Origin of the sequence: uncultured Sphingomonas sp. (genome assembly GCF_936927845.1) — a bacterium.
GTDB lineage: Bacteria > Pseudomonadota > Alphaproteobacteria > Sphingomonadales > Sphingomonadaceae > Sphingomonas.
On sequence record NZ_CAKZHV010000059.1, the window covers coordinates 208,240 to 233,289 of the forward strand.

The window sequence follows — 25,050 nt, forward strand, 5'->3', positions numbered from 1 at the left end:
CTTTTGCCGCCTGTTTACCCGATCAATCGCGCGCGTCACCCCTTTCCCGCTCGCGTCCCCCGTCGCGCGGCGGTGCGGCGATCATCTCCAGCCGCTGCGGCACCGTGCCGATGTCGATCCCCTCGTCGGCAAACCGACCCAGCAGCGCCATGAACACGCTCGACCGCGTCGGGTAAGCCGCGCGCGGCGTCTCCACGTGCGCGAAACAGTTGAACAGGATGCGCCCGTCCGCGATCGAATCGATGAACGCCGAAGGTGCAGGGTCGTCGAGCACCGCTGTTTCCGCGGTGAAGATCGCCAGCACGATCTCGCGCACGCGCGCCGCGTCGGTGCCGAGCGGGACCGAGAACTGGATCTGGATCCGCCCCAGCGGGCTCGCCAGCGTCTTGTTGAGCACCGACTTGGTGATCAGCTCCGAATTGGGCACGATCAGCGTCGAATGGTCGGCGAGCTCGATCTCGGTCGAGCGCACGCTGATCCGCTTCACGTCGCCCTCGTCGGTGCCGACGCGCACCAGGTCGCCGATCTTGATCGGCCGCTCGGCGAGCAGGATCAGCCCCGACACGAAGTTGGACGTGATCGCCTGCAACCCGAAACCGATGCCGACCGACAAGGCCGACAGCAACAGCGCGATCCGCTCCACCCCGATGCCGAGCGAGGCGAGCGCCCAGATCACGGCGAGCGCGACGCCGACGTAGCGCGCGACCAGGCTCACCGAATTGCGACCCGACCCGTCCAGGTCGGTCGCGGGCAGGTACCGCCCCTCCAGCCATCCCATGAACGCGCGCACCAGCGCCAGCCCGACGAACAGCACCACCAGCCCGCGCACGATCGTGCCGGGCGAGATCGCGACGCCGCCGATCTCGACGCCCTGCGCCAGCGTGCCGACGCGCCCGAACAGGGTCGACACGCCGTTGCCTGCGCCGAACGGCGACAACAGCAGCCCGACCGCGGTCAGCGCCACCACGACGCGCAGGCACCCCGACAACAGCACGCCGAACTGGTCGACGCTGCTGCCCCGCAAGCCCAGCGCGCGCACCAGCGTCCGCCCGGTCGCGCTGCTGCGCTTGAACACGCTGGTCGCGACGTCGTCGATCGCCGTCATCAACAGGTACGCGCCCGAGCCGAGCACCACGCCCCAGGCGACCAATTGCACCAGAAACAGGCTGAACCCGATATAGCCGATCAACAGCGCGCCGCCTGCCACCAGTACCACCGCCCAGGCGAGCAGCGTCACCGCGGCAAGGCCCGCGCGCGTCGTCTCGCCCTGCTCGTCGCGTGCCTGCTCGGCGCGCAGCCGACCCAGCGCCAGCAGCGTCGCGGCGAGCAGCAGCAGGTGGAGCGACGCTTCCGCCGCCTGCGACGCGACCCGCGCCGCGCCGCTCGCGTTCACCGCGCGGTTGAACACCTCGACCATGATCGTCGCGAACGACAGTCCGGCGAGAAGCAGCGAGAACGGCCGCAGCCGCGTCGCTGCCGCATCGCCGATCGCGGCGACCCGCCACGACGGCTGCGTCCGCATCAGCAGCGCGCCCGTCACCGACGCGGTCAGCCCGGCAAAGGTCATCGCCCCCACCAGCCCGTCGAGCATCGACGTCCAGCTCGTCGCCTCCAGCCGCGCCCAGCGCACGCCCTGTACCAGCGTGAAACTCGCCAACAGTGGCGTGAGTGTGCCCACCGCGATCCGCCAGATCGCGTAGCCCGAACGGCGCACGCGGTGCCCCGGCGCGCCCTCGATCAGGAACCGCTTGCCGACGCGCTGCAACGCCAGCCGCCCCGGCCCCATCAGCGCGACGAACAACACCGCGCCCAGCAACGCCTGCCACGGCACCTGCCCGCGCGAGCGATCACGCAGTTGCGCGCGCACCTGTGCCGCGCCGCTCGTCACGAACGCGGAGATGCGGCGCAGGTCGCGCGGCGCCGACAGCAGCACCGCACGCCAGAACGCGGAACTGAGCGGCGACGGGCTGTGCGCCGACAAACGCTCGCTGAACTGCGCCGCCTGCCCCTGCGCGATCTCGTCGACCAGTTGCTGCGCGGTGACGCCCAGCAACCGCCCGCGCTTCACCGCCGAATCGAGCGCGGCATGCTGGCGCGCCAGGTCGGCGCGCTGCGCGCGAATGTCCGCCGCCTCGCCGACACCCGATGCCGGCGCGCCGAGCTGCGCCACCTTGGCGTCGACCAGCGACAATTGATCCTGCAACCGCCCGGCAGCATCGGTCGCGGCATCCTTCGCCGCCAGCGCCTTGGTGCGCAGCGCGAGCCGATCGTCGGGGTCGACGCGGCGGTCGAGCGCGGCATCGACGCTCGCCACGTCGCGCTCCGCCTGCGCGAGCTGCGCGGTCAGCGTCGCGACCGGGGTCGCCTGCGCCGCCGCCGGCCGCGCCGTGAACAGCCCTGCCAACAAGCCGACGCCTGCGGCCACCAGCAGCGCGGTCATCCAGCAGGCGCGCAGCAATCGGGTGATCATAGCCATGCGATCCGCTTATCGAAGCTCCGCCCCGCTTGGAAAGTCTTCGCCCACCAGACCCGCGCCGGCGTGCGAGCGCGCCAGCGCGTGCTCCACCGCGGGCAGCAGATGCGCCGCCACCGCGGCGATCGCGCGCGCATTGGGGTGGACACGGTCGGCCAGCACCATTTCGGGATGGCCCAGCACCCCCGGCGGAAAGAAACTGACCAGACCCACGTCATGATCGCGCGCCAGATCGGCGTGAATCGTGCGGTAAGGCGCGGCCCGCGCCCGCAGCATCGCCGGCGGGTCGACCCGCGTCAGCAGCACGGGGACACTGCGGCCCGCGAACGTCGCCAGAACACGCGCCAGGTTCGCGCGCACTACGTCGGGCGCGACCCCACGCAGGACGTCGTTCGGCCCGACCTGCACCAGCGCGAGATCGAGCGCGCCCGCCTGCTCGAGTGCGGCCGGCAAGCGCCGCAGCACGTCCGCGCTGGTCGCACCCGACACGCCCGCCCCGATCACCCGCGCCTGCGGGTAGCGGCCACGCAAGCGCCGCTGCAATTGCGCCGGCAGCGCGTCATCCACGCTCAAACCGTAGCCTGCGACCAGACTGTCGCCGAGTGCCAGGATCGTCGGACCAGAAGCATCCATCGGCTGCACATAGGAACGGCCGCCCGCCCGTGCGACCAGGCTCACTCCGCAACTAACCTAAGTTAAACACCAGAGAAGCTTGTAGTTTTTTGCAACTTTCGTCCCCGCGCGCTCCATCCACGGCACCAAATGCCCGGCGGGCCGTTCGAGCATCAGGAGGTGCGCGGTGACTGACAAGATCGTCTCGGTTGGATTGCTGACACAGCGCGACCTGGACGTGCTCGGCACCAGCTTCACCCGACACTTCCCCGTCCCGCGTGACGACATTTTCTCCGATCTGCTGCGCAAGCTCGACGCCGTCGACCTGCCCGTGTCCGATCGCCAGCGCGCGAACCACGCCTGACGGAAATCTCCGTCACATGATCGCGGCGTGCATTCAGACGCTCAGCCGTTTCTACGCTCCATCCGCGTAACCGTGCCATCCGCGGCGACATAGGCGGCGTCGACCTCGCTCAGGAACAACCCGTGGCCCAGCGCGCCCGGCTCCGTGTCGATCGCTGCCGCGAGCGCGCGCGGGTCGTCGATCTGCCCGAACCGCGCATCCAGGATCAGATTGCCGTTGTCGGTTCCGCCCGCCCGCACCGCGACCGCCGCGCCCATCGCCTCCAGCCGCGCCGTGACGAAGCTGCGCGCGAACGGCAGCACCTCGACCGGCAGCTTCGCCGCCCCGATCGCCTCCACCCGCTTCGACGCATCCGCGATCACCACCATCCGGTCGGACGCCGCCGCCACCACCTTCTCGCGCAGCATCGCCCCGCCCGCACCCTTGATCGCGTAGAGCCGCGCGTCGATCTCGTCCGCGCCGTCGATCGTCAGGTCGACGCGCGCGACGCCCGCGAAGTCGCGCACGATGATCCCCTCGCCTTCCGCGGCGCGCGCGCTCGCGATGCTGGTCGCGACCGCCTCGACGCGCAATCCCGCGCGCACCCGCTCGCCCAGCGCCGCGATCAGGAACGCGACCGTCGATCCCGTTCCCAGCCCGACGAGCATCCCGTCGTGCACCTCGCCGAGCGCCGCCTCGGCCGCCAGCCTTTTGTCATCATCCGCCATGCTCGCCCCGACGCAGCAGCGCGCGCGACGTTCCCGGCTTCAACGATACGCCGGCTCCTCCCACCACGGAAAGAAGTCGGGCATGTCCGCGCTCACCCGGTCGGGATAGGCGGGCGCGCGCTTTTCCAGAAAGCTCGTCACCCCCTCACGCGCGTCGCCCGACCGCCCGCGTGACAGGATCGCGCGGCTGTCGACGCGGTGCGCCTCCATCGGATGCTGATAGCCCAATCCCCGCCACATCATCTGCCGTGTCAGCGCAATCGACACGGGCGCGGTGTTGTCCGCGATTTCGCGCGCGATTCGCGTAGCGCGCGCCAGCAGCGCGTCGGCGGGCACCACCTCCTTGACCAGCCCACCCGCCTTCGCCTCGGCGGCGTCGAACACGCGACCCGAGTAGCACCATTCGAGCGCCTGGCTGATGCCGACGACGCGCGGCAGGAACCAGGACGACGCCGCCTCCGGCACGATCCCGCGGCGCGCGAACACGAAACCGAACCGCGCCGTCTCGCTCGCGACGCGAATGTCCATCGGCAGCGTCATGGTCGCGCCGATCCCCACCGCCGCGCCGTTGATCGCCGCGATCACGGGTTTGAGGCACTGGAAGATACGCAGCGTCAACCGCCCGCCCCCGTCGCGCGCGCGCTCGACACCGTAGCGCAATTCGCCCTTCGGCCCGACCGGCGAATCCGCACCCGCGTCGGCATAGTCGAACGTCGCGCCACCCGCCGACAGGTCAGCCCCGGCACAAAAGGCACGCCCCGCACCGGTCACGATCACCGCGCGCACGTCGTCGTCGGCGTCGACCAGGTCGAATGCCGCGATCATCTCCACCATCATCCGGCCGGTAAACGCGTTGAGCTTGTCGGGTTGCGACAGCGTGATCGTCGCCACCCCGTCCGCCACCGCGTAACCGATCTGCTCGAACTCCATCGCCGCTCTCCCTCGCTATGGAGCAAACATAACAGCAGTTATGCTGCGCGGCGCAACGGCTTTTCGCGCTCGCCCGCGCGCGCGATCAGGGCAGCAGCACCGTCTGGCGAAACGGTCCGGCATGTGCCGCAGCGTGCGCCACCGCCTCGTTCGCCTGTTCGAGCGGATATCCGGTCACCGTCCATTGGCCCAGATCGACCAACCCAGCGCGGATCAGCCCGATCAGCCCGGGGATCGCTGCCGTGTCGTACATCCATTGCCCGCGCACCGTGATCAGGTTGCGCATGATCCACGGATACGGCAGCGACAGCTCCTCGCCGCCCAGCATTCCCACCCCGCCCATCAACACCGCGCGTCCCCCCTGGCGCAGCGTCATGATCGCCGCGCGCGCAGCGCCCGCCTCGGCCGACGGCGGCAGGAAATCCTGCACCGCGTCGATCCCCGCTGGGGCCGCTGCCTGCATTGCCGCGGTGTCGGCGGCACGGTCGCCCGTCAGCACGACCGGGATCAGCCGCTCGCCGAACCGTCGTCGCAGGTCGTCCAGGACGCGCGTGTTGCGCCCCGGCGCAACGACGCAGCGCGCCCCCATCGCGAGCGCGAGCGCGACCGTCGCCGACCCGAAATTGCCCGTCGCCCCGCTCACCAGCAACGTCTCACCAGCACGGAACTCCATCGCCAGCAACCCGCCATACGCCACCAGCAGCGTCGTCGCCGCGCACCAGCGTCCCGCCTCACCGGGCTCGATGTCGCCGATCGGCGCGGCATTCTCGGTCGGCAGGCGGATCTGCTCGGCGAAGCTGCCGTTGCGGTGATAACGTTGCAGCAACTGCCCGCCCGCGCCGCGCGCGCTCGCCCCCTGCAAGGTGATGTCGGGCGCGACGCCCCCGTCGCGCGATCGGACGGTTGGATCGCACAACACCCAATCCCCCACCTGCAGCCGTGTCGCATCAGGCCCGACGCGGCGCACCCGCCCGATCGCGCCCGCCCCCGGCACGACCGGCGTCGGCAGCAGATAGCCGCGCGCACCGCTCATCACCTCCGCGGTATAGGACAGCACCGGCGCGGCGACGACGTCGACCACCACCTCGCCGGTGCCGATCACCGGATCGGCGACCTCCTCGACCCGCAACGTCTCGCCGAACGCATTCAGAACAGCAGCCCGCACACCCGATCTCCTTGGTGGTCTCGGGCAACAGATAACGAGCGGCTGGGCGGCAGGAAGGAACGGACTTATACTGGTACCCGGTGCCACCACGCTGGAGCGAGCATCATGCCGGGCAATCACGCGTTGGGCGAATTCCTCCGCTCGCGCCGCACGCGGCTTCCACCGAGCGACGCGGCGCGCACGCGCCGCCGCACGCCCGGCCTGAAGCGCGAGGAGGTGGCGCAACGCGCCGGCATCAGCGTCGAATGGTATGTGAAACTCGAACAAGGGCGCGGGGTCTCGCCCTCGCCCGGCACGGTCGACGCGCTCGCCCGCGCGCTCATGCTCGACCCGGCTGAGACCACGCACCTGCGCGCGCTAGCCGACTCCGCACCGTCCCGCACCTTCGACCGCGAGGTCGTCCCCAATCTGCTGGGCACGCTCGTCGCGGGAATGGCCGAACCCGCCTATGTCACCGGACGGCGCTTCGACGTGCTCGCCTGGAACGCAGCGGCGCGCGCGCTGTTCGGCGATTTCGCGCTGCTCGCCGACGACGATCGCAACATCCTGCACTGGATGCTGACCAACCCCGCCGCCCGCACGCTGTTCGGCGAAGGCTGGTCGGACGAGGCGCGCCGCGTCGTTGACCTGTTCCGCGTCAGCCACGACCTGTGGCGCGGCGACCCCGCCTTCGCCGCGCTGGTCTCGCGCGTTCGCGCCGCTTCGCCATCGTTCGCCGCGTGGTGGGACGATCACAACATCCGCACGCCGCGCTCGGGCATCAAACGGCTTCACCATCCCGTGCTCGGGCTGGTGTCATACGCGCACGCCAGTTTTCAGGCCAACGACGACCCGTCGCTGCGCCTCACCATCTACACGCGCGCGTGACGCGTAGCGCTCAGGCGCGACGACCGAACAACCGCCCGAGCACCTGCTCTACTGCCTGCCCGATCGCGTCGCCGTCGATCCCGCTCGCGCCGGGCTGGCGGGTTGCCTGCGCCCCGGCATCGTTTGCGGGCGAAGGCTTCTCCGCCGGCTTGTCCTTTTCCGCCGACGCGGTCGCGCGCTCGGCCGCCTTGGCCTCCGCCGCCTTCATCGCCGCGGCCGCCGCCATCGACAGGCCGGTCGCGATCATCGCCTTGCCTTGGGGTGAATTGGCGGTGGTGATCGCCTGGTCGATGATCTTCTCGCCCGCGCGGCGCAGTTCCTTGGGCAGCTTCACCCCGCCGATCGTCTTGGGGATGCGTTTCTTCTTCTTGGCCATGCGAACACACTCCTTTGCGCGTCTATATGGTCACCCGAACGTCCGCTTGAAGGTGAGCAGCGGCACGATGAACCCGTTGCGCCGCCGGAACTCGCGCGTCACCGGCGTGGTCGAGGTACGATCGGGCACGTAGAACAACCGCTCGCGATAGGCGGGCTTCGCCAGCGCATTCTCCAGCGTGAAGGTGACGACGCTCGTCTTGGTCGGCCGCCACTCCGCAAACACCTGCGTGTAGATCCCGCGAAAGCTTCGGTCGGTTTCGTCACGGCGATATTGCGTCGAACTCGTCGCATTCTCCGCCAGCACGCCCCAGGCGAAACTGCCTAGATCCTGCCGGAACTCGGCCGAGCCGTAAAAGGCGCTGTTGCCCGTGAACGGCCGCGTCGTCAGCGTGTACGGATCGGTCACGAACGTCGGCACGTACGACCCGTACAGCGTCAACCGCCCGCCCTTCACCCCCAGCGTCTTGAGCGGCGCCTCGACCCGTGCGCGCGCGATCAGCACGGTGCCGTCGCCCAGATTGCCCGGCGCATCGAACCCTTCGGGCGTCGGCACGCGGTCCTGCACCAGGCTGATGTACGTATAACCCGCCTCCAGCCGCACCAGCCCGTCACCTAGGATCGGATGCTCCAGCGTGCCGAGCAGCTCCCAGCTACGCTGCGGGACGAGCTGCGCGTTGCCGCCGTTGACGCGGTCGTTGCCCAGTTCGGCGACCGAGATGAAGTCGGTGAACTGCAACTGGTTGACGGTGCGCTGCGCCGACAATTGCGCGCGCCAGCCGGGCACGAAACGCCAGTCGAGCACCAGCTTGGGCTTCAGGAACGACAGCGTCCGCTTGGCGTCCACGTCGCCCGACACGGTCAGCCGCGACGCTTCCACTGTCAATCCGCCGTCGACGCGGAGCGTCGGCGACAGCGCGCGACCGACGTTCACGAACGCCTCGCCGCGCACCTCGCGCACCGTTGCGTCGTCCACCGGCAGGTCGATCCGCGTCCGCGCGCCACCTGCTGCCAGATCGAACAGGTTCACCCGGCTGCGCAGCTCGTTGATCACGCCCTCCGCGCCCGCCTCGACGTTCCAGCCGTTCCACCCCGACCGGTTCCACACCAGCCGTGCCAGCGTCTCCGACTCGCGATCGTTCAGCGTCTGGCTGAACCCGGTCGGACCCGGACCGTTCGATGCGAACAGGTCCACCAGCGACAGATCGTCATTGTCGCGCCGCCGCCGCGTCGCCAGCCCGATCAGCTTGATCCCGCCGCCCGCCAGCGGCCGCGTCACGTCGCCGCCCAGCTCATATTCGGTCAGGTCGGACCGGCTGATCAGCGCATCCTCGCGCCGCGGTGCCCCGACCCGGTCGACCCTGTTCGACTGGTCGAGCGCGAAATGGTCCACCGCCGCGCGCGCGTTCAGGTGCGCGGTGCGGTTGGCGCCGTCATTATATTCCCACGATCCCGACAGCGATCCGCCCGGCTCGCGGTACCGGTTCACGCGGTAGCGATATTCGACCAATTGTTCGTCGGGCAACGACGTGACGCGGTCGAACCCCTCCTGCGCGCTGTTCTGGTTGGTGACGTTCAGCGCCAGGTTGAACGTCGACTTGCCCGATCGCAGCAGCGCCGACGCGCTGCCTTCGGGGTAGAACTTGCCCAGGTAATCGCGTCGCACGCTCCCGGTCAGCGTTCCCGCCAGCCCGCCGGTCGCCGAGGTGACGAGGTTCAGCACCTGCGGCTTGCCGGTGAACTCCGCGCCGTACAGGTCGCCCGGGCCGACCTCGACCCGCACCACGCGCCCCGCCGGAATGCGCGACAGGATCGTCTCCAGCGTGTCGCTCTTCGCCGATGGCCGCTGCCCGTTGACGACGACGTTGCCCGCCGCCCCGCCGAAGCCGCGTACGCTCGGATCGATGCTCTCGATCGTGAAGCCGGGCACGCGCTGGACGATCTGCAGCGCGGTGGCGGGCGCAAAGGTCGCGAACCACGCCGCGTCATACGTCCGCCGCCCGGTGACGCGGTCGGGCTGGCCGGCGGGCTGCGACCCTTGCGGATCGACCGGCCGGGGCGCGGTCACCGTGGTCGGCGCGGGTGCGGTCTGCGCCGCAGCCGGTCCGCTCGCCAGCGCGACGACCAGCGCCAGCCCGCCCGCGGTCGTTCCCACCTTCCATCCGCACACCGGCATCGCCCATCCCTCTCGTCGATGCGGTTGACTACAAACGTAGTCATTGTTCGTCAACGCTTGTTTTCGTCCTACTGTATTATTTCACCACCACACCTAAAGCAAGCCCGTTCAGCGACCATCCACCGCCGCCTCGACGACGCGCTCGTCCGCGCGCGCCGGATCGATCCCCGCCGCCGTCTGCGCCGCATAACGGCGCGCCAGCACCGCGCAGACGAACAACTGGATCTGGTGGAACAGCATCAACGGCAGCACGATCAGGCTGACCGACGAGCCCGCGAACAGGATCGTCGCCATCGGGATGCCGCTCGCCATGCTCTTCTTCGATCCGCAGAACACGATCGCGATCTCGTCGGCTCTGGAGAAACGAAGCGCCCGCGACACGGCCGTCGTCGCCACGATCACCGCCGCCAGCAGCATCACGTCGAGCACGACCACCAGCGCCAGGTCGCCCGCGCTCACCCGGCTCCAGATGCCCGACACCACGCCTTCGCTGAACGCGGCATAGACCACCAGCAGAATCGACCCGCGATCGACCAGCGTGGTCGGCCCCTTGTGCCGCGCGATCCACCCGCCGATCAACGGCCGCGCGAGCTGCCCGACGACGAACGGCAGCAGGATCTGCGCCGCGATCCCCTCGATCGCGTGCCACGACACGCCCCCGCCGCCGCCGCCGCTGCCGCCGAATGCCGGCAGCAACCCGGTCAGCGGCAACAGCAGCGCGACGATCACGGGCGTCAACACCGTGCCGACCAGGTTCGACACCGACGCGCTGCACAATGCCGCGGGCACGTTGCCGCCCGCGATCCCCGTGAATGCGATCGACGACTGCACCGTGGAGGGCAGCAGCGTCAGGAACAGGATGCCGGTGGCGATCTCGGGCGGCAGCCAGCCGCGCCCCGCGATGCTCGCGCCCAGCCCCAGCAGCGGAAACAGCGCAAAGGTGCTCAGGAACACCAGCCCCTGCAACCGCCAGTGCGTCAACCCGGCCCAGATCGCCGCCGGCGCCAGTCGCGCGCCATAGAGAAAGAACAGCAACGCCACCGCCACCGTCACCGCGGTGTCGGCGATCTCGGCCCCCATACCGCGCGCCGGCAACACCGCGGCGAGCGCCACCGTGGCGAGCAGCAGCAACAGGTAAGGATCGATGAAGCGGCGAATGAACGACATGAAACCTCCGATCGCCCGCCCATGGCACGCCCCGCCCCCACACGCGACCACCGCCGCCTGCAATCACGCGTGCCGAACCGACATGCGCGGCGCCTCCACGCTCGGGTAGATCGGATCAGAGACGCCTCTGGCGGGGCGCGCGCGCTCCACAGCGATCAACCAACCGGCCGCGCGTTCAATCGGCGCGGATTACCCCATCGCCGAATATGAGCCTCACTGCTCCTTCCGCTCTCACCGCTGCGTCGGACTCGGCCGGTCCTCGCCCATCGGGCGGTCGCCTTCGGTCTTCACGTGGTTCAGGTTGGTGCCGACGAAGATCACCACAATCAGCGCCAGCACGATCAACGTCACCGTCAGGAAGCGCCCGCGGCTCTTCGGCCCGGGGTTCCCGCGTGGGGGCAGGTCGCTCATGTCGTTCAACTCCTTGCCCGCTCGAACGCGCAAGCGTCGGCGTCGCTCCGCAACCGGGCGCGCGCGTCACCAGCAATCGTCCTCACCTGAGTCAGCGTGACTGCGCCGTGGCCTCGGGCGCGGATGTCAGGCCCGGCCCGCGCCCCACGAACCTCGCAAGGCCCTCCCCGCGTTACTATCTCCCGCATACTGGCATCCGCCGCGGAACGAAGGTAGAACGCCCCACATGGCTTTGACGACGATTTCGGTGCGCGGCGCGCGCGAGCACAATTTGAAGGACGTGGGCGTCGACATCCCGCGCGACACGCTGACCGTCATCACCGGGCTGTCGGGCTCGGGCAAGTCCTCGCTCGCCTTCGACACCATCTACGCCGAGGGGCAGCGCCGCTACGTCGAGAGCCTGTCGGCCTACGCGCGCCAGTTCCTCGAACTGATGCAGAAGCCCGACGTCGATCATATCGAGGGGCTGTCCCCTGCGATCTCGATCGAGCAGAAGACCACCAGCCGCAACCCGCGCTCGACCGTCGCGACCGTGACCGAGATCTACGATTACATGCGCCTGCTCTGGGCGCGCGTCGGCGTGCCCTACTCCCCCGCCACCGGGGAGCCGATCGCCGCGCAGCAGGTCAGCCAGATGGTCGACCGCGTCATGTCGCTGCCGGAGGGCACCCGCCTCTACCTGCTCGCCCCCGTCGTGCGCGGGCGCAAGGGCGAGTATCGGAAAGAGATGCTCGAGTGGCAGAAGGCGGGCTTCACCCGCGTCCGCATCGACGGCACCCTCTACGAGATCGACGAGGCGCCCGCGCTCGACAAGAAGTTCAAGCACGACATCGAGGTCGTCGTCGACCGCCTGGTCGTGCGCGGCGACATCGCCACGCGCCTGGCCGAGAGCTTCGAGACCGCCTTGAAGCTCGCCGACGGCCTCGCCTATGTCGACCCCGCCGATCCGGTCGAACCCCGCACGCCGCAGAGCGCGGTGCTCGGCGACCACGCCCCCGACGGCCGCATCGTCTTCTCGGAAAAGTTCGCCTGCCCCGTCTCGGGCTTCACCATCCCCGAGATCGAGCCGCGGCTGTTCTCCTTCAACGCACCGCAGGGCGCCTGTCCCGCGTGCGACGGTCTTGGCGAGAAGCTGATCTTCGACGAGGACCTCGTCGTCCCCAACCACGAACTGTCGCTCAAGAAAGGCGCGGTCGTCCCCTGGGCCAAGTCCAACCCGCCTTCGCCTTATTACATGCAGGTGCTCGGCAGCCTCGCGCGTGAGTTCGACTTCGCGCTCGACACCCCCTGGGGCGAGCTTCCGGCCGAGATCCAGAAGACCATCCTCCACGGCACCCGCGGCAAACCCGTCACCTTGACCTTCGTCGACGGCAAGAAGTCCTACGACGTGAAGAAACCGTTCGAGGGCGTCATCAGCAACCTCAACCGCCGCATGCTCCAGACCGAGAGCGCGTGGATGAAGGAGGAGCTGTCGAAGTATCAGTCCGCGCAACCCTGCGAAACCTGCCACGGCGCGCGCCTCAAGCCCGAGGCGCTGGCGGTCAAGATCGCGCAGCAGGACATCAGCCACGCCACCCACCTCTCGGTCGTCGACGCGCTCGCCTTCTTCACCGATCTCCCGAACCATCTGGGCGATCAGCAGCGCGCCATCGCCGAGCGTATCCTGAAGGAAATCGTCGAGCGGTTAGGCTTCCTCAACAACGTCGGCCTCGACTATCTCAACCTGAACCGCACCTCGGGCACGCTATCGGGCGGCGAGAGCCAGCGCATCCGCCTCGCCTCGCAGATCGGCTCAGGGCTGTCGGGCGTGCTCTACGTGCTCGATGAACCGAGCATCGGCCTGCACCAGCGCGACAACGACATGCTGCTCGCGACCCTCCGCCGTCTCCGCGACCTCGGCAACACCGTGCTCGTCGTCGAGCATGACGAGGACGCGATCCGCACCGCCGATTACGTCATCGACATGGGGCCGGGCGCGGGCGTCCACGGCGGGCAGGTCGTCGCCGCCGGCACCCTCGCCGAGGTGCTGGCGACCGAGGGCAGCGTCACCGCCGATTACCTGAACGGCGTGCGCGAGGTCCCCGTCCCGGCCAAGCGCCGCAAGGGCTCGGGCAAGAAGCTCACCGTCCACAACGCCACCGCCAACAACCTGACCGGCGTCACCGCGTCGATCCCGCTCAGCACCTTCACCTGCATCACCGGCGTGTCGGGCTCGGGCAAGTCGAGCTTCACCATCGACACGCTCTTCGCCGCCGCCAGCCGCACCCTGAACGGCGCGCGCATCCTCGCGGGCAAGCACGACAAGATCACCGGGCTGCAGCATCTCGACAAGGTCATCGACATCGACCAGTCGCCGATCGGCCGCACCCCGCGCTCCAACCCCGCGACCTACACCGGCGCGTTCACGCAGATCCGCGACTGGTTCGCGGGCCTCCCCGAGTCACTCGCGCGCGGCTACAAGCCCGGCCGCTTCTCCTTCAACGTCAAGGGCGGGCGGTGCGAGGCGTGCCAGGGCGACGGCGTCTTGAAGATCGAGATGCACTTCCTCCCCGACGTCTACGTCACCTGCGACGTCTGCCACGGCCAACGCTACAACCGCGAAACGCTCGAGGTGAAGTTCAAGGGTCACTCGATCGCCGACGTGCTCGACATGACGGTCGAGGACGCGGCCGAGTTCTTCAAGGCCGTGCCGCCCATCCGCGACAAGATGGCGATGCTGGTCGAGGTGGGCCTGGGCTACGTCAAGGTCGGCCAACAGGCGACCACGCTCTCGGGCGGCGAGGCGCAGCGCGTCAAGCTCGCCAAGGAACTCGCCCGCCGAGCCACCGGCAACACGCTCTACATTCTCGACGAGCCGACCACGGGCTTGCACTTCGAAGACGTGCGCAAGCTCCTCGAAGTGCTCCACGCCCTCGTCGAACAGGGCAACACCGTCGTCGTGATCGAGCACAACCTCGACGTCATCAAGACCGCCGACCACATCATCGACATGGGCCCCGAAGGCGGCGTCAAGGGCGGCCGCGTCGTCGCCGAAGGCACGCCCGAGCAGGTCGCCAAGGTGAAGGGCAGCTTCACCGGGCATTACCTCGCGCCGTTGCTCGGGAAGCGGAAGGTGGCGGAGGCGATTGCGGCGGAGTAGCTCTCTAGGTTAGGAATTTAGCCCTGATGTACCGTGCAGCTGACTCCACCTCTGGAAAAAGAGTACGACCATTGATCGAGAGTGCGTCTAATTGCTCTCGAATTGTCGCCTTAGCCGAAGAAGATATCTTGAAAGTCATAACATCAAAGTCATCGACTATATGACCGTAACCTACCCTCTCTCCGTATATCAAAAATTTACCAGCTTGAGCAATCATACGATTATTTGAGTCTCTAGGGTTTACAAAATAGGTATTTCGTATCTCTTTAGGGTCAATGTTAGGACGAAATCCAGGCTTTTCCGCTCGAACAAACTGCCGCAAGCGATCAACAACAGCCTGTTTATTATAGTCGGCCTCATTTAGCCGCCCGAGTATTCGAAGCTCTCGACGCTCATCAGCCGTCATATACGCCATATTGGCTATGCAACTGACAGCGTCGCTATCGGAGTATTTAACATCCCCCCAACGAATCTTGAATGCAACCACTTCTCCAACCGGAGAAAACTCCCCTTCAATTTCGTTGTGGGTTAGTTCTTCTGTCGAGAAGTAGAGGGCTACCAAGGGATTCAGTGGAACATCGAGAAGCCGAGTAGGAAGGCCATAGTGCTGCGCTCTCACTAATCGCTGAAAAGCGTTCGCATCCCCTTGAAATTCATTGGACGAGGTTGCGAGCAGTTCCTGAAATGCTCGCCGCTCCTGTATCCTACCCTGCGCTGTTCTCAAAATAGATGGAAGAATGTCGTAGTCTTCCGACTTATGTCCGCGGTAGGCATAAAAGTATTCTCTATCCTTGGGCAGCTTAAAAGCTGCATCGATAAAGCCTCGCGTACTTGTAATGCGAGGGCCGCTCTTTGGCCTGACCACTGCTAGATCCTCGCCTCAGTGATCATATTCATCTCGGAGTTGCTGACGGCGCTGACTAATTCTAAGGTAATGCCTTTTGAACACGCTTTCTTCGTCCCCTTGTAGAGGCATACGATCGAGAGCAAACGTTTGGCCTCGAATAACGTCGAGCAAACGCAACTCAAAAGGATTAATCTGCGGCAGTGACTGACTTAAGACCCAGAGTCCGAGACGTGCAGATTCCTCAGTAAGAGCAGGCTCTGGAAACCAATAGGGATAGACGTAATGATCATCACCCCTACCGTCTTGAACCGCCAAAACGCAGTCTATCTTAACTGTCAGGTCGAGTTCTGAGATTTTAAATCTCGTCTTTGGGGTATCGATTGGCTCAAATGGAGCATTAGTCCATCGCCTACGTTGATTCCACCAGAGTAAAAATCCGTCCTTTAACGTCGGATACAACCCCTTTCTTCGGTCGTTCGCTGATATTCTCTCAGCCGTAGTATCTGTTAAATCTGAAAAACCAAAAACGTGGTTCTTTGCGTCGTGCCAAAAGGGGCCATAGAAGTCTCCACCCCCTGAGACTTGGCCTCGTTCCCGATCTCGGTCTTCGCGAATATCGTCGCGCAAGGCGGAGGTAAGTTCTCTCGGCCCGTAGAACATGAGCTTTAGCAGCTTGCGAAGATTAATCACCTGCAGAGACATTCCGACTACGTATCATCTAAAGTTCGCACTTACCAAGACGATCAACGCGCCGAATTGGTTACGTGGGGGCCTACAACCCCACCGCTTTCCGCAGCGCCTCGTTCATCCGCCCCTGCCACCCCGGCCCACCCTCACGAAACCGCTCGATCACGTCGGGATCGAGCCGCAGCGTCACCTGCTCCTTCGCGCGCCCGCGCAGCGGCGGGCGGCCGCGCACCACGCCGTTCGGCCCCAGATAGCCCGTCGCCGGCCGGATCACCTTCCCGCCGATCGAGAACTCGGCGGTGTCCAGCATCTCGTCGGTCCACTCCGGCAGGTCGTCCGCCGGGTCAGGCGAGCCGGCTGCGAAATCGTGCTTGTTCTCGCTCATTGGCCTTCCTCATCGAAATGACGCGCCGCCCGCGCTCGATCGCCGCGCACACGATCACCACCATCCGCTCGCCCAGCAGCCCGATCGTGCAGAACCGCCGCTCAGGGTATTCGAACCGCACGTCCTCGAACTCGAACGCCGGCCCGTTAAACACGCCCGACGCCTCGGCGAAGTCCAGTCCTCGCTCGCGCAGCGTCGCATCCCGCTTCACCGGATCGTAGCTGATCTCCACGAGGGTATTTTGTACCTACTTAATGCGGCGTCAAGTGCTGCCGCGGCGAAGCCTCGCCTTCGGACGTGGCGCTAGCGGTGAAGTAGCAACGGGGAAGAACAACCAAGCCCCGCCGCGACGAAGCCGCGTCGTCAGTCGGCGCTGCTGGCGCCGCTGGCCGGGCCGGCGCTGGTGCGCGCGGCGCTAGCTGCGCTACCGCCTTGCCGCGCCGGCCTGTCCTACACGCGCCTTCCCTGCCTACCTCCCCGGTTCCCCCAAACAACGGGACCCACGCGCATGGACACGCTACCGCTCTACCCCGCCTTCCCCATCGACTCCTCCCCCGACAGCGGCGAGCAGCCGTGGCGCGAGTGGCAGGCGCACGTCGACGCCGGCCGCATCACCACCACACCGCTCGCCCCCGAACACATCGCCGCGCGCGCGCGATGGAGGCGCTGTTCCGCTCGGGCGGGCTGTGCCGCCGATGACCCCGCTCGCCCCACCCACCCCCGCCCGCCCGCCCGACGGTCATCGAGCCGCTCCCGATGCGCCACCGGTGCCCGAAGCCGGCCCCGGCCCGTGTCCCAGCCGCCACGACGGCTGGACGCCCGAGCGTCAGCGCACCTTTGTCGAAGCCATCGCCGGCGGCGACACCGTTGATCAGGCCTGCCGCCGCGCCGGGATGACCGCCAGCGCGGCCTACGCCTTTCGCCGCCGCGCCAACGGGGCCGCCTTCGCGCTCGCCTGGGACGGCGCGCGGCTGCTCGCGCGCGAAACGCTCGCCGACACGCTCCTCACCCGCGCGCTCGAGGGGCAGGAGGAGGTGATCACCCGCCCCGACGGCTCGGTCGTCACCCGCTTCCGCTACGACAATCGCCTCGCCACCCACATGCTCCACCGGCTCGACCGCTTCTCCGATGCCGCCAGCGGCAGCGCGCACGGCACCGCCGCGCGTGCGGTCGCGGGTGAGTTCGACGCCTTTCTCGACCTGATCGACCAAGGCGCATCGCCCGCGCGCGCCGGGCTGTTCCTCGCCCCCCGCCTCATGAAGCCCGGCGCAGCGCATCACGTCGCCGATCTCGCGCCCTTGGCCGCGCTTGCCCGCGCCGATCGCTGGATCGCCAGCGGCGCCGCGCTCGCCGGCGACATCGACGTGTCCGACCTCGATCCCGCCGCCCGCGCGCGCTGGTCCGCCGAGCAATGGGCCCGTGCCGAGGCCGCCGGCCTCCTCGCGCTCGCACCCGCTCCCGCGCCCGCGCGAGAACCTCAACTTTCTCAACTTCGCCCGGACCTGCCAGCCTGCGACCTGCCCGCTTACGTCAGCCCCGCCGACCAGCCCGAACCCGTCTGGTGGTGCGACCTGTCCGACGCCTGGCGCACCCGCTTCCCCCCGCCCGACGACTTCATCGGCGAGGAGGACGGCGAATGGGGCGACCGCGATTACTGCCGCGAACTCACCTTCGACGAGCTCGACCAGCTCGAACGCCCCCACCGCATCCACGCCGCCGTCCGCCACGTCGCCGAGGCGCGCGAGCGTGACCAATGGTTCGCCGACGCCGCCCGGACCCGCGCGGACGATGACGACGACGGCGACGACCCCGCCGCCGACTCTAACCTCCCGACGGACCCCGATCCCCCTGCCCCCTCCACGCCCGACCAAGGCGGCGAACAAACCCCCGGCTTCACCCGCCTGTCATCCCCCAACGACCGACCCGACACTCCCGCCACGCCCCCCGGCGATCGACCCCGTGAAACTGCTCCGGCATACGTGAGACAGGACGCCTCCGCCGCCGCTCAGGACAGCACCGATTACCCCGGCTTTCCCGCCCCCGTCACCGCCGACACCATCCCCCACCATCCGCCGCGCGGGGTCGCTTCGCCGTGCGCAGCGCTGAACAACCCCGCCGGTGCGCGAGACGGCATCGTCCTCACCCGCCTCACCGATCCCGTCACCGACACAGACCTCGTCACCGCCTCCGATGCCGACACCGTCACCCCCGCCGACCCTGCCAGCCCCGCCGACCTCGCGGGCACGGTCCCCCGTGCTACCGACCCCGGCAGCGCCGATCCGACCCCCGCGGCCGGTGCCCGGATGCACGACGCTCGCCATTCGGCTCCCTCCGGCCTAGCATCATGCGATGTGCAACGAAGCCGCCCGGCGGATCGAACTCGGCCTCCTGCGCCAGGATGTCCACGACCTGCGTATCCCGCTGCGCTTTCCCGAGGGGCTTCCCAACATGGCCCCGCTCGCCTCGATCCGGATCACCGACCCGACCGTCATCGTCCGCTCATCATCGGATGCGCCGGGCGGGGCCGAACTCGTCACCCGTCGCTGGAGCTGGCCGGGCGCGCACGGTCGTCCGGTCTACAATTACCGCTCCGACGGGCGGAACATCGCGCACGGGCGCTGCCTGATCCCCGTCGACGGCTTCTACGAATTCACCGCCCCGACCGATCCGGGGCAGAAGCGCAAGACCCGGTGGCTGTTCACCCATGTTGGCGAACCCTGGTTTTGTATCGCCGGCGTGTGGCGCGACGACCCCGCGGTCGGGCAGGCCTTCGCCATGCTCACGACCCGCCCTGGTCCCGACATCGCTCCCTATCACGATCGTCAGGTGGTGGTACTCGACCGAAGCGACTGGCGCGGCTGGCTCGACGGCTCGGCATCGTCCGCCGATCTCTGCCGCCCCGCGCCCGCGGGCACGCTCGTCGCCACCCGCGTCGACGGAACGCCTGCTTCGCCCGGCGGTTGACCCGCGCATGGCACAGAACAATCCCGCAACCCGCCGCAGCGCGAACCGCAAACCCGCCGACAAGCCGGTGAAGAAAAAGGGCGGCGTCGCCGTCGCCGCCGGGATCGGTGTCGTCGCCGCCGGCCTGTTCGGTGCGCTCCGCTTCGGCCTGTTCGACAAATTGCTCGCCAGCCGGCCGTCGGGCGGCGAACATCCCGCCCCCGACCTGAAGCCATCCGCGCCGACACCCGGCACCACCCGCGCGCCGGTCGATTTCCGCCCCGATCCGACCGCCGCGGTTCCGGCGAGCGAGCGCGACGCGCTGCGCCCCGCCACCGGCCCCGCCCCGACGCTCGCCGCCACCCGTGGTGAGATCGCCAATCAGACCGGCGCCGCCAATTGAAGATCCCGCGCGCTCACAGCCACCAGCCGACCGTCGCGGAAAACGGCGTCCATCGCCCCACCCGCACCCCGGCCACCGCGAGCGCGCGACCCGTCCAGTTGTTGCAGGTGTTGAACGCATCATACCGCCCGTGCGCCGGGTAAAAGGCATCATGGCCGGCATAGCCGGCCGTCACCTCGCCCGGCGCCAGGCTCGCCCGCACGAAGCCGGCCAGCCGCCGGTATTGCTCCGGCGTCAGCACAACCGCCCGCACATGCTCTCCCGCCACCGGTCGCGCGATATGCTCGACGTGCAGCACGGTATTCTCGCTCCCCAACCCCGCCGCGATCACCGTGGCAGGACGCAGATCCCACCAAGTCGGCGTCTCGACGAAGAAACGCCGCTCCCCCCATCCCACCGCGACGTGCGCGAACGCGGCATATCGCGCATCCCGCAACGCCTCGCCTCCGAACACACTTCGCCAATCGACCCCCGCCACTTGCTTCGGCATGACCAGATCGGTGTGGATGCCATTGTCCTCGACCAAGACGGTCACGCCCTGCGCGGGCGGTTGCCACGTACGGTTCACCACCCACGCCGCGCCCACCAGTCCAGCCAGCAGATACGCCGCAACCACGCCCGCCAACCCGAGCAACACGAAAGACAGACGATGGACTTGGCGCTTCACCCGCTCATGCTAGAACAACGCCATGTCTGACGAAACGCACGTTCTCACCGCCCCGCCCGCCGACGCCGCCGCCGACTGGACGATCGCGCAGAACTGGTCGAACTACACGCCCGAAGAACACGCCACGTGGGATACGCTGTTCGCCCGCCAGTCGAAACTGCTCCCCGGCCGCGCAAGCGAAGCCTGGTTGCGTGGGCTCGACGTGCTGCGCCTCGACAAGCCCGGCATCCCCGACTTCGACGTCTTGTCCGAACGCCTGATGAAGCTGACCGGATGGCAGGTCGTTGCCGTCCCCGGCCTCGTTCCCGACGATGTGTTCTTCGATCATATGGCAAACCGCCGCTTCGTCGCCGGCAATTTCATCCGCCGCCCCGACCAGCTCGACTATTTGCAAGAACCCGACGTGTTTCACGACGTCTTCGGCCATGTCCCCATGCTCGCCGACCCGGTATTCGCCGACTATCTCGAAGCCTATGGCAAGGGCGGTCAACGCGCGCTTGGCATGGACGCGCTGAAATACCTCGGACGCCTCTACTGGTACACGGTCGAGTTCGGACTGGTGAAGGAGAACGACGGACTGCGCATCTACGGCTCAGGGATCGTCTCCTCGGCCGCGGAGAGCCGCTTCGCCCTTGATGATCCCAGCCCGCATCGTATCGCCTTCGACCTCGTCCGCGTCATGCGCACCGAATACCGGATCGACGATTTCCAGCAGAACTACTTCGTCATTAACAGCTTTGACGACCTACTCCGCGCAACGGTGGAAACCGACTTCGCGCCGCTCTATGAAACTCTCAAGCAACAACCAGATTTGCCGGTCGCGCATATTCTTCCCGAGGACAATCTACTCACCCGAGGAACACAAGAATACGCGCGAGATAAAGAAGCCAATCGAATTCATAGCTTACCTTAAGTCTAGCGGAACCTTGCCGCGTAGCGCTGATCGTCTAACTGGCGGTCAAGCACCGATCGTCTATCCGCACGCAGCCATCGATAAGGCGAGCCCGGAAAAAGATTGGGAAGCGGACACTGGTGCTTTTCTGCTCATTGATCATCCAGCCGAGATCAATCACCTGCGGCTCGATCATGCCGTCTGATTCGTCAGATACGCTGGCCAATCTAAGTGTCGCTGGATAGATGGAGGCTCCGAGATATACGTCCTGCTCACCATCGAAGGCTTCGCTGACTAGCCTCTCAAGATCGTCGCGTTCCCTCTCAGAGCAATTCACATGTGCGTCGATCACATATTCAACATCGCGGAGCACCAAAGTTCGCCGGGGCCCACGTGCGCTAGTGACTTCGTCCAAAATGAACCTAATCGGTCTGACCACCCGTATGCAGTCGATGCGCCACCGTTTTCCGTCCACGTTGCAGACGCTTCGAAGAATTTGCTCAGCGACGTAAGGCGGCATCACGTCATAGGAAACGAGATCCGTAGTGAACTCTGGTCGTCTGAAACACGCACGAGGACCTTGGATGATCACACTAAGTGGGATGGCATGTAGATTGTTCACGAATCGTTCGTACGTCGTTCTTCGAAGGTGCTGCAGTCATTCCCTCCATTACGGACCCAGCCTCTAGGATCATACTGTAGAGAACGTAATCTGGCGTCTCCACCGTCACTTTGGAGGATTAAACCCCATGACGATCACCTTCTCGTACTAAAGCTCATCTGTGGAACGCTGACGTTCAGGCTGTCGCTCGCCCATCGGCCTGCAAAACAGGCGGCAAGAAGCTGACTCAGACAAAACTGTAGGGGTCAACGTCAACGGCTACTCGAACCTTCGCCGGCCAATTTAGTTCGGCGAGCCAAGCACGGATCACGTCCTGTACGTCGAGTGTGCGGCGCGCGTGAACGAGCAGGCGGAAGCGATGCCGCCCGCGCAGCATCGCCAGCGGCGCCGGCGCCGGACCATAGACATGCATGCCATCGACCTCGGGCGCGGTGCGGCCGATCAACAGCGCCGTGTCGTGCGCTGCGGCCTTATATTCGCTCGATACGATGATTGCTGCATAGCGACCGAACGGCGGCGCGCCTGCATCGCGTCGCGCTTCCACCTCGGCGGCATAGAAGGCGTCGGCGTCACCCGTTACCAACGCCTGCATGACCTGCGCCCTTGGGCTATGCGTCTGGATGAACACGCGCCCCGGTTTCTCACCGCGTCCCGCACGCCCGGAGACTTGACGGATCTGCTGAAACGTTCGCTCCGACGCACGCAGGTCGCCGCCCTCCAGCCCGAGATCGGCGTCCACCACACCGACCAACGTCAGGTTGGGAAAGTGATAGCCCTTGGTCACCAACTGTGTCCCGACGACGATGTCGATCGCCCCCCCCTCCATCCGCCCGACGAACTCGGCAGCCTTAGCTGGTGACCAGATCGTATCGGAGGTGACGAGCGCGATCCGGGCCTCCGGCCACAAGGCCGCGACCTCATCCGCGATGCGCTCAACGCCTGGTCCACACGCGACGAGCGTGTCCTCCTCATGGCATTCGGGACATAGGCGCGGTATCGGCTCGATATGGCCGCAATGATGGCAGGCGAGCCGCCGCGTTAGCCGATGCTCGACCATCCAGGCTGTGCAGTTCGGACACTGGAAACGATGTCCGCAGGTTCGACAAAGAGTAAGTGGCGCGTAGCCGCGGCGATTGAGAAACAGCAACGACTGCTCGCTTTTACCCAGCGCTTCGTCGATCGCCGCGACCAGCTTGGGTGCGAGCCAGCGTCCCCGCGGCGGCGGCTCGGTGATCAAGTCTATGGCTTCGATCGCGGGCATCTCCGCAGGTCCGAAGCGCTGCGGCAGCTTTACCTCGGCATAGAGTCCGCGCTCGACTTGCTGGAGTGTCTCAATTGCGGGCGTGGCGGAGGCGAGGATCACCGGACATTTCTCGAACTTGCCGCGCATCACCGCCACATCGCGCGCGTGATAGTGGACGCCGTCCTCCTGCTTGAAGCTAGTCTCGTGCGCCTCGTCGACGACGATCAACGCCAGATTGGCGTATGGTAGGAACAGCGCCGAACGAGCACCCACCGTCACCCGCGCCTCGCCGCTGGCGATCGCACGCCACGCGCGGCGACGCTGCGTTGCACGCAGGCCCGAGTGCCATGCTACCGGCTCGCAGCCGAAGCGGTCGTGAAAACGCTTCAGGAACGGCTCGGTCAGCGCGATCTCGGGCAGGAGCACTAGTGCCTGCCGCCCTTGCCGGATCGCCTCCGCTACCGCCTCGAAATAGACCTCAGTCTTGCCTGATCCTGTGACGCCGTCGAGAACCGTGGGGGCGAAAGTGCGCGCCGCCACGTCGCCGACGAGGCGGGCGGCGGCTTGACCCTGCTCGCGCGACAGGTCGGGCGGCGCGTGCATAGGGTTAGGCTCTGGATAGCGATTGTCGATATCGACCTCGATCGCCTCGATCGCACCCGCCTTAACCAGCCCGCGGATCACCGCGTCGCTCACCTCGGCGATACCGGCGAGTTCGCGGATGAGGCCCTGTCGCTCACCGATCCGCTCCAGCGCCTGCGCGCGTTTCGGCGTCAGTCGTTCGGGAACGTGGCCAGTCGCACGATACTCTATAGCAGTGCGTGACCGCTCCAGCGCGGTCGAGGACAGCGCCATACGTACCACCGCGGCGGGCGGCGCGAGATAATAGTCCGCCGTCCACTCGACCAACCGCCTGAGCGGCGCTTTAAGGGCGGGCACGTCGGCGACGCCAAGCAGGTTGCGCAGGCGATTGTCGCCGACTTCCGCCTCGGAGGGCAGTCGCTCCGCCTCCCAGACCACCCCCATCAACTGACGAGGTCCCAGCGGCGCGATCACGATCGAACCCGGCTCGACCGTCATGCCGTAGGGCACGCGGTAATCAAGCGGTCCAAGCGCGGAGTTGAGGACGAGAACACGGGCACGCGACATTGCGGCGTTTATGTAGGAAGTGCTGGCAACTCGCGAAACCGCGAAGTCGTTCAGCCGACGTTACCGCTAGGCGCGCAATGATCGGCACGACCAAAGGAGACGTTCGATGATGCCGATTGCGCTGCAACGCGATGCCGCCAACACGAGCCGACGAGGGTTCGTTGCCGGTGTGTTGTTCGGATCCGTTGCCTTGCTGTCAGGTTGCGCGACGATTGGCACGAGCGGTGGCTTGGACGAGGCGCTGCGTCGCTTGCTGACAATCTCGACGCAGCGCGCAGTGACGAGGCTGGTTCAGGACAACGGCTACCTGAATGACGCTTTGGCACGCGTTACCATTCCGGAGACGCGGGGCGATCGATCAGGGGCGGTGCTCGGCGCATTGTTACGCTCGCGTCCCGTGCAGGATCAATTATCACGGCTGATCAACAAGGCCGCCGGCGAGGCCGCAGACCGCGCCGCGCCGATCATCCTCGACTCGATCCGCACCCTCAGCTTCTCCGACGCGGTCGCAATTGCCCGAGGCGGGCCAACGGCAGGCACCGATTACCTCGAACGTGCGATCGGCCCGCGCATTATCGACGCGATGCTCCCCGAGGTCGGCGAGGCGCTTCGCAGCTTTGGCAGCAACGGTGTGCTCGGCCCGGTGATCGGCGCAGCCACCGGCGTCAACGTCGTTGGCTTGCAGCGGGTGATTACGACACAAGCCGCGCGCGGGCTGTGGCGGGCGATCGGGCGCGAGGAAGCGGCAATCCGCACTGACTCGCGATCAGCCCGCGATCCGCTGGTCGAGTCGGTGTTCGCTGCCGGTCGCCTGCGCGGCTGAGAC

24 protein-coding genes are annotated in these 25,050 nt (G+C 67.0%); 7 read left to right on the forward strand and 17 right to left on the reverse strand.

The genetic code is table 11. The features are described 5' to 3' along the window. Positions 1-22: 22 nt before the first annotated feature. Together Q0579_RS11360 and Q0579_RS11365 are read right to left on the reverse strand one after the other, a co-directional pair. Positions 23-2,476, reverse strand: coding sequence for a DUF3772 domain-containing protein (locus tag Q0579_RS11360; protein WP_298812226.1), 2,454 nt, complete (start codon positions 2,474-2,476; stop codon positions 23-25). Positions 2,477-2,485: 9 nt separating this feature from the next. Then, a complete protein-coding gene (locus Q0579_RS11365; protein WP_298812228.1) occupies positions 2,486-3,106 on the reverse strand; it encodes a GDSL-type esterase/lipase family protein in 621 nt (206 codons plus the stop codon). Positions 3,107-3,272: 166 nt separating this feature from the next. On the opposite strand from Q0579_RS11365, the gene Q0579_RS11370 reads away from it, so the two are divergent. Beyond that, complete coding sequence (locus Q0579_RS11370; protein ID WP_298812232.1) at positions 3,273-3,449, forward strand: hypothetical protein; 177 nt, start codon at positions 3,273-3,275, stop codon at positions 3,447-3,449. Positions 3,450-3,490: 41 nt separating this feature from the next. Here Q0579_RS11370 and rpiA read toward each other — a convergent pair whose 3' ends face one another. From rpiA to Q0579_RS11385, 3 genes are all read right to left on the reverse strand, one after another. Then, complete coding sequence (rpiA, locus tag Q0579_RS11375; RefSeq protein ID WP_298812235.1) at positions 3,491-4,156, reverse strand: ribose-5-phosphate isomerase RpiA; 666 nt, start codon at positions 4,154-4,156, stop codon at positions 3,491-3,493. Positions 4,157-4,195: 39 nt separating this feature from the next. Continuing rightward, positions 4,196-5,086 carry a crotonase/enoyl-CoA hydratase family protein gene (locus Q0579_RS11380; protein WP_298812238.1) on the reverse strand — a complete coding sequence of 297 codons (891 nt, stop codon included), beginning with the start codon at positions 5,084-5,086 and terminating at the stop codon, positions 4,196-4,198. Between the two features lie 85 nt (positions 5,087-5,171). Continuing rightward, the gene (locus Q0579_RS11385) at positions 5,172-6,251 is read right to left on the reverse strand and encodes a zinc-binding dehydrogenase (RefSeq protein WP_298812241.1); all 1,080 of its coding nucleotides are present in this window, start codon (positions 6,249-6,251) and stop codon (positions 5,172-5,174) included. Positions 6,252-6,356: 105 nt separating this feature from the next. Here Q0579_RS11385 and Q0579_RS11390 point away from each other — a divergent pair, with 105 nt between their 5' ends. Beyond that, entirely contained in the window at positions 6,357-7,118 is a 762-nt protein-coding gene (locus tag Q0579_RS11390; protein ID WP_298812243.1) for a helix-turn-helix transcriptional regulator, read from the forward strand. Between the two features lie 10 nt (positions 7,119-7,128). Here Q0579_RS11390 and Q0579_RS11395 read toward each other — a convergent pair whose 3' ends face one another. The 4 genes from Q0579_RS11395 to Q0579_RS11410 all read right to left on the reverse strand — a co-directional run bounded on the left by Q0579_RS11395 (position 7,129) and on the right by Q0579_RS11410 (position 11,247). Then, positions 7,129-7,494, reverse strand: a complete 366-nt coding sequence (locus tag Q0579_RS11395; RefSeq protein ID WP_298812246.1) for a hypothetical protein — start codon at positions 7,492-7,494, stop codon at positions 7,129-7,131. A gap of 30 nt (positions 7,495-7,524) precedes the next feature. Continuing rightward, positions 7,525-9,669 carry a hypothetical protein gene (locus tag Q0579_RS11400; protein WP_298812248.1) on the reverse strand — a complete coding sequence of 715 codons (2,145 nt, stop codon included), beginning with the start codon at positions 9,667-9,669 and terminating at the stop codon, positions 7,525-7,527. A 108-nt stretch (positions 9,670-9,777) separates the two neighbouring features. Further along, positions 9,778-10,836 (reverse strand): bile acid:sodium symporter family protein, encoded by a 1,059-nt coding sequence (locus tag Q0579_RS11405; RefSeq protein WP_298812253.1) that lies wholly within the window; start codon positions 10,834-10,836, stop codon positions 9,778-9,780. Between the two features lie 231 nt (positions 10,837-11,067). Next, positions 11,068-11,247: a hypothetical protein gene (locus Q0579_RS11410; RefSeq protein WP_298812255.1), complete on the reverse strand. Its 180-nt coding sequence runs from the start codon at positions 11,245-11,247 to the stop codon at positions 11,068-11,070. A gap of 226 nt (positions 11,248-11,473) precedes the next feature. On the opposite strand from Q0579_RS11410, the gene uvrA reads away from it, so the two are divergent. Beyond that, entirely contained in the window at positions 11,474-14,386 is a 2,913-nt protein-coding gene (gene uvrA, locus Q0579_RS11415; protein ID WP_298812257.1) for an excinuclease ABC subunit UvrA, read from the forward strand. A 4-nt stretch (positions 14,387-14,390) separates the two neighbouring features. On the opposite strand, the gene Q0579_RS11420 is transcribed toward uvrA, so the two are convergent. The 5 genes from Q0579_RS11420 to Q0579_RS11440 all read right to left on the reverse strand — a co-directional run bounded on the left by Q0579_RS11420 (position 14,391) and on the right by Q0579_RS11440 (position 18,188). Beyond that, positions 14,391-15,251: an FRG domain-containing protein gene (locus tag Q0579_RS11420; protein ID WP_298812260.1), complete on the reverse strand. Its 861-nt coding sequence runs from the start codon at positions 15,249-15,251 to the stop codon at positions 14,391-14,393. Between the two features lie 15 nt (positions 15,252-15,266). Beyond that, positions 15,267-15,935 (reverse strand): hypothetical protein, encoded by a 669-nt coding sequence (locus Q0579_RS11425; RefSeq protein WP_298812261.1) that lies wholly within the window; start codon positions 15,933-15,935, stop codon positions 15,267-15,269. 70 nt (positions 15,936-16,005) lie between these two features. Next, positions 16,006-16,305 carry a BrnA antitoxin family protein gene (locus Q0579_RS11430; protein WP_298812263.1) on the reverse strand — a complete coding sequence of 100 codons (300 nt, stop codon included), beginning with the start codon at positions 16,303-16,305 and terminating at the stop codon, positions 16,006-16,008. Next, the gene (locus tag Q0579_RS11435) at positions 16,265-16,537 is read right to left on the reverse strand and encodes a BrnT family toxin (protein ID WP_298812265.1); all 273 of its coding nucleotides are present in this window, start codon (positions 16,535-16,537) and stop codon (positions 16,265-16,267) included. Before Q0579_RS11435 ends, Q0579_RS11430 begins: the two co-directional genes overlap by 41 nt. 379 nt (positions 16,538-16,916) lie before the next feature. Next, a complete protein-coding gene (locus Q0579_RS11440) occupies positions 16,917-18,188 on the reverse strand; it encodes a hypothetical protein (RefSeq protein ID WP_298812268.1) in 1,272 nt (423 codons plus the stop codon). 466 nt (positions 18,189-18,654) lie between these two features. Here Q0579_RS11440 and Q0579_RS11445 point away from each other — a divergent pair, with 466 nt between their 5' ends. Together Q0579_RS11445 and Q0579_RS11450 are read left to right on the forward strand one after the other, a co-directional pair. Beyond that, on the forward strand, positions 18,655-19,269 hold the full coding sequence (locus tag Q0579_RS11445) for an SOS response-associated peptidase family protein (protein ID WP_298812270.1): 615 nt from the start codon (positions 18,655-18,657) through the stop codon (positions 19,267-19,269). 7 nt (positions 19,270-19,276) lie between these two features. Then, positions 19,277-19,651, forward strand: a complete 375-nt coding sequence (locus tag Q0579_RS11450; RefSeq protein WP_298812272.1) for a hypothetical protein — start codon at positions 19,277-19,279, stop codon at positions 19,649-19,651. Positions 19,652-19,664: 13 nt separating this feature from the next. On the opposite strand, the gene Q0579_RS11455 is transcribed toward Q0579_RS11450, so the two are convergent. After that, entirely contained in the window at positions 19,665-20,318 is a 654-nt protein-coding gene (locus Q0579_RS11455) for a TIGR02117 family protein (protein WP_298812274.1), read from the reverse strand. A 22-nt stretch (positions 20,319-20,340) separates the two neighbouring features. Between Q0579_RS11455 and phhA the strand changes: the two genes are divergently transcribed. After that, a complete protein-coding gene (phhA, locus tag Q0579_RS11460; protein ID WP_298812279.1) occupies positions 20,341-21,231 on the forward strand; it encodes a phenylalanine 4-monooxygenase in 891 nt (296 codons plus the stop codon). Between the two features lie 34 nt (positions 21,232-21,265). Here phhA and cas5 read toward each other — a convergent pair whose 3' ends face one another. Together cas5 and Q0579_RS11470 are read right to left on the reverse strand one after the other, a co-directional pair. After that, positions 21,266-21,832, reverse strand: coding sequence for a CRISPR-associated protein Cas5 (gene cas5, locus Q0579_RS11465; RefSeq protein WP_366522285.1), 567 nt, complete (start codon positions 21,830-21,832; stop codon positions 21,266-21,268). Between the two features lie 226 nt (positions 21,833-22,058). Continuing rightward, entirely contained in the window at positions 22,059-24,224 is a 2,166-nt protein-coding gene (locus Q0579_RS11470) for a primosomal protein N' (protein ID WP_298812281.1), read from the reverse strand. A 106-nt stretch (positions 24,225-24,330) separates the two neighbouring features. Between Q0579_RS11470 and Q0579_RS11475 the strand changes: the two genes are divergently transcribed. Continuing rightward, positions 24,331-25,047: a DUF4197 domain-containing protein gene (locus Q0579_RS11475; RefSeq protein ID WP_298812285.1), complete on the forward strand. Its 717-nt coding sequence runs from the start codon at positions 24,331-24,333 to the stop codon at positions 25,045-25,047. The last annotated feature ends 3 nt before the right edge of the window (positions 25,048-25,050 follow it).

Excerpts from the sequence above, each read along its gene's own strand:
- rpiA (WP_298812235.1), bottom strand. The coding sequence starts at position 4,156 with ATGGCGGATGATGACAAAAGGCTGGCGGCCGAGGCGGCGCTCGGCGAG.
- Q0579_RS11445 (WP_298812270.1), top strand. The coding sequence starts at position 18,655 with ATGTGCAACGAAGCCGCCCGGCGGATCGAACTCGGCCTCCTGCGCCAG.
- Q0579_RS11405 (WP_298812253.1), bottom strand. The coding sequence starts at position 10,836 with ATGTCGTTCATTCGCCGCTTCATCGATCCTTACCTGTTGCTGCTGCTC.
- Q0579_RS11365 (WP_298812228.1), bottom strand. The coding sequence starts at position 3,106 with ATGGATGCTTCTGGTCCGACGATCCTGGCACTCGGCGACAGTCTGGTC.
- Q0579_RS11400 (WP_298812248.1), bottom strand. The coding sequence starts at position 9,669 with ATGCCGGTGTGCGGATGGAAGGTGGGAACGACCGCGGGCGGGCTGGCG.
- Q0579_RS11410 (WP_298812255.1), bottom strand. The coding sequence starts at position 11,247 with ATGAGCGACCTGCCCCCACGCGGGAACCCCGGGCCGAAGAGCCGCGGG.
- Q0579_RS11430 (WP_298812263.1), bottom strand. The coding sequence starts at position 16,305 with ATGAGCGAGAACAAGCACGATTTCGCAGCCGGCTCGCCTGACCCGGCG.
- Q0579_RS11360 (WP_298812226.1), bottom strand. The coding sequence starts at position 2,476 with ATGGCTATGATCACCCGATTGCTGCGCGCCTGCTGGATGACCGCGCTG.
- Q0579_RS11450 (WP_298812272.1), top strand. The coding sequence starts at position 19,277 with ATGGCACAGAACAATCCCGCAACCCGCCGCAGCGCGAACCGCAAACCC.
- uvrA (WP_298812257.1), top strand. The coding sequence starts at position 11,474 with ATGGCTTTGACGACGATTTCGGTGCGCGGCGCGCGCGAGCACAATTTG.
- Q0579_RS11475 (WP_298812285.1), top strand. The coding sequence starts at position 24,331 with ATGATGCCGATTGCGCTGCAACGCGATGCCGCCAACACGAGCCGACGA.
- Q0579_RS11395 (WP_298812246.1), bottom strand. The coding sequence starts at position 7,494 with ATGGCCAAGAAGAAGAAACGCATCCCCAAGACGATCGGCGGGGTGAAG.
- Q0579_RS11380 (WP_298812238.1), bottom strand. The coding sequence starts at position 5,086 with ATGGAGTTCGAGCAGATCGGTTACGCGGTGGCGGACGGGGTGGCGACG.
- Q0579_RS11425 (WP_298812261.1), bottom strand. The coding sequence starts at position 15,935 with ATGTCTCTGCAGGTGATTAATCTTCGCAAGCTGCTAAAGCTCATGTTC.
- Q0579_RS11390 (WP_298812243.1), top strand. The coding sequence starts at position 6,357 with ATGCCGGGCAATCACGCGTTGGGCGAATTCCTCCGCTCGCGCCGCACG.
- Q0579_RS11470 (WP_298812281.1), bottom strand. The coding sequence starts at position 24,224 with ATGTCGCGTGCCCGTGTTCTCGTCCTCAACTCCGCGCTTGGACCGCTT.
- phhA (WP_298812279.1), top strand. The coding sequence starts at position 20,341 with ATGTCTGACGAAACGCACGTTCTCACCGCCCCGCCCGCCGACGCCGCC.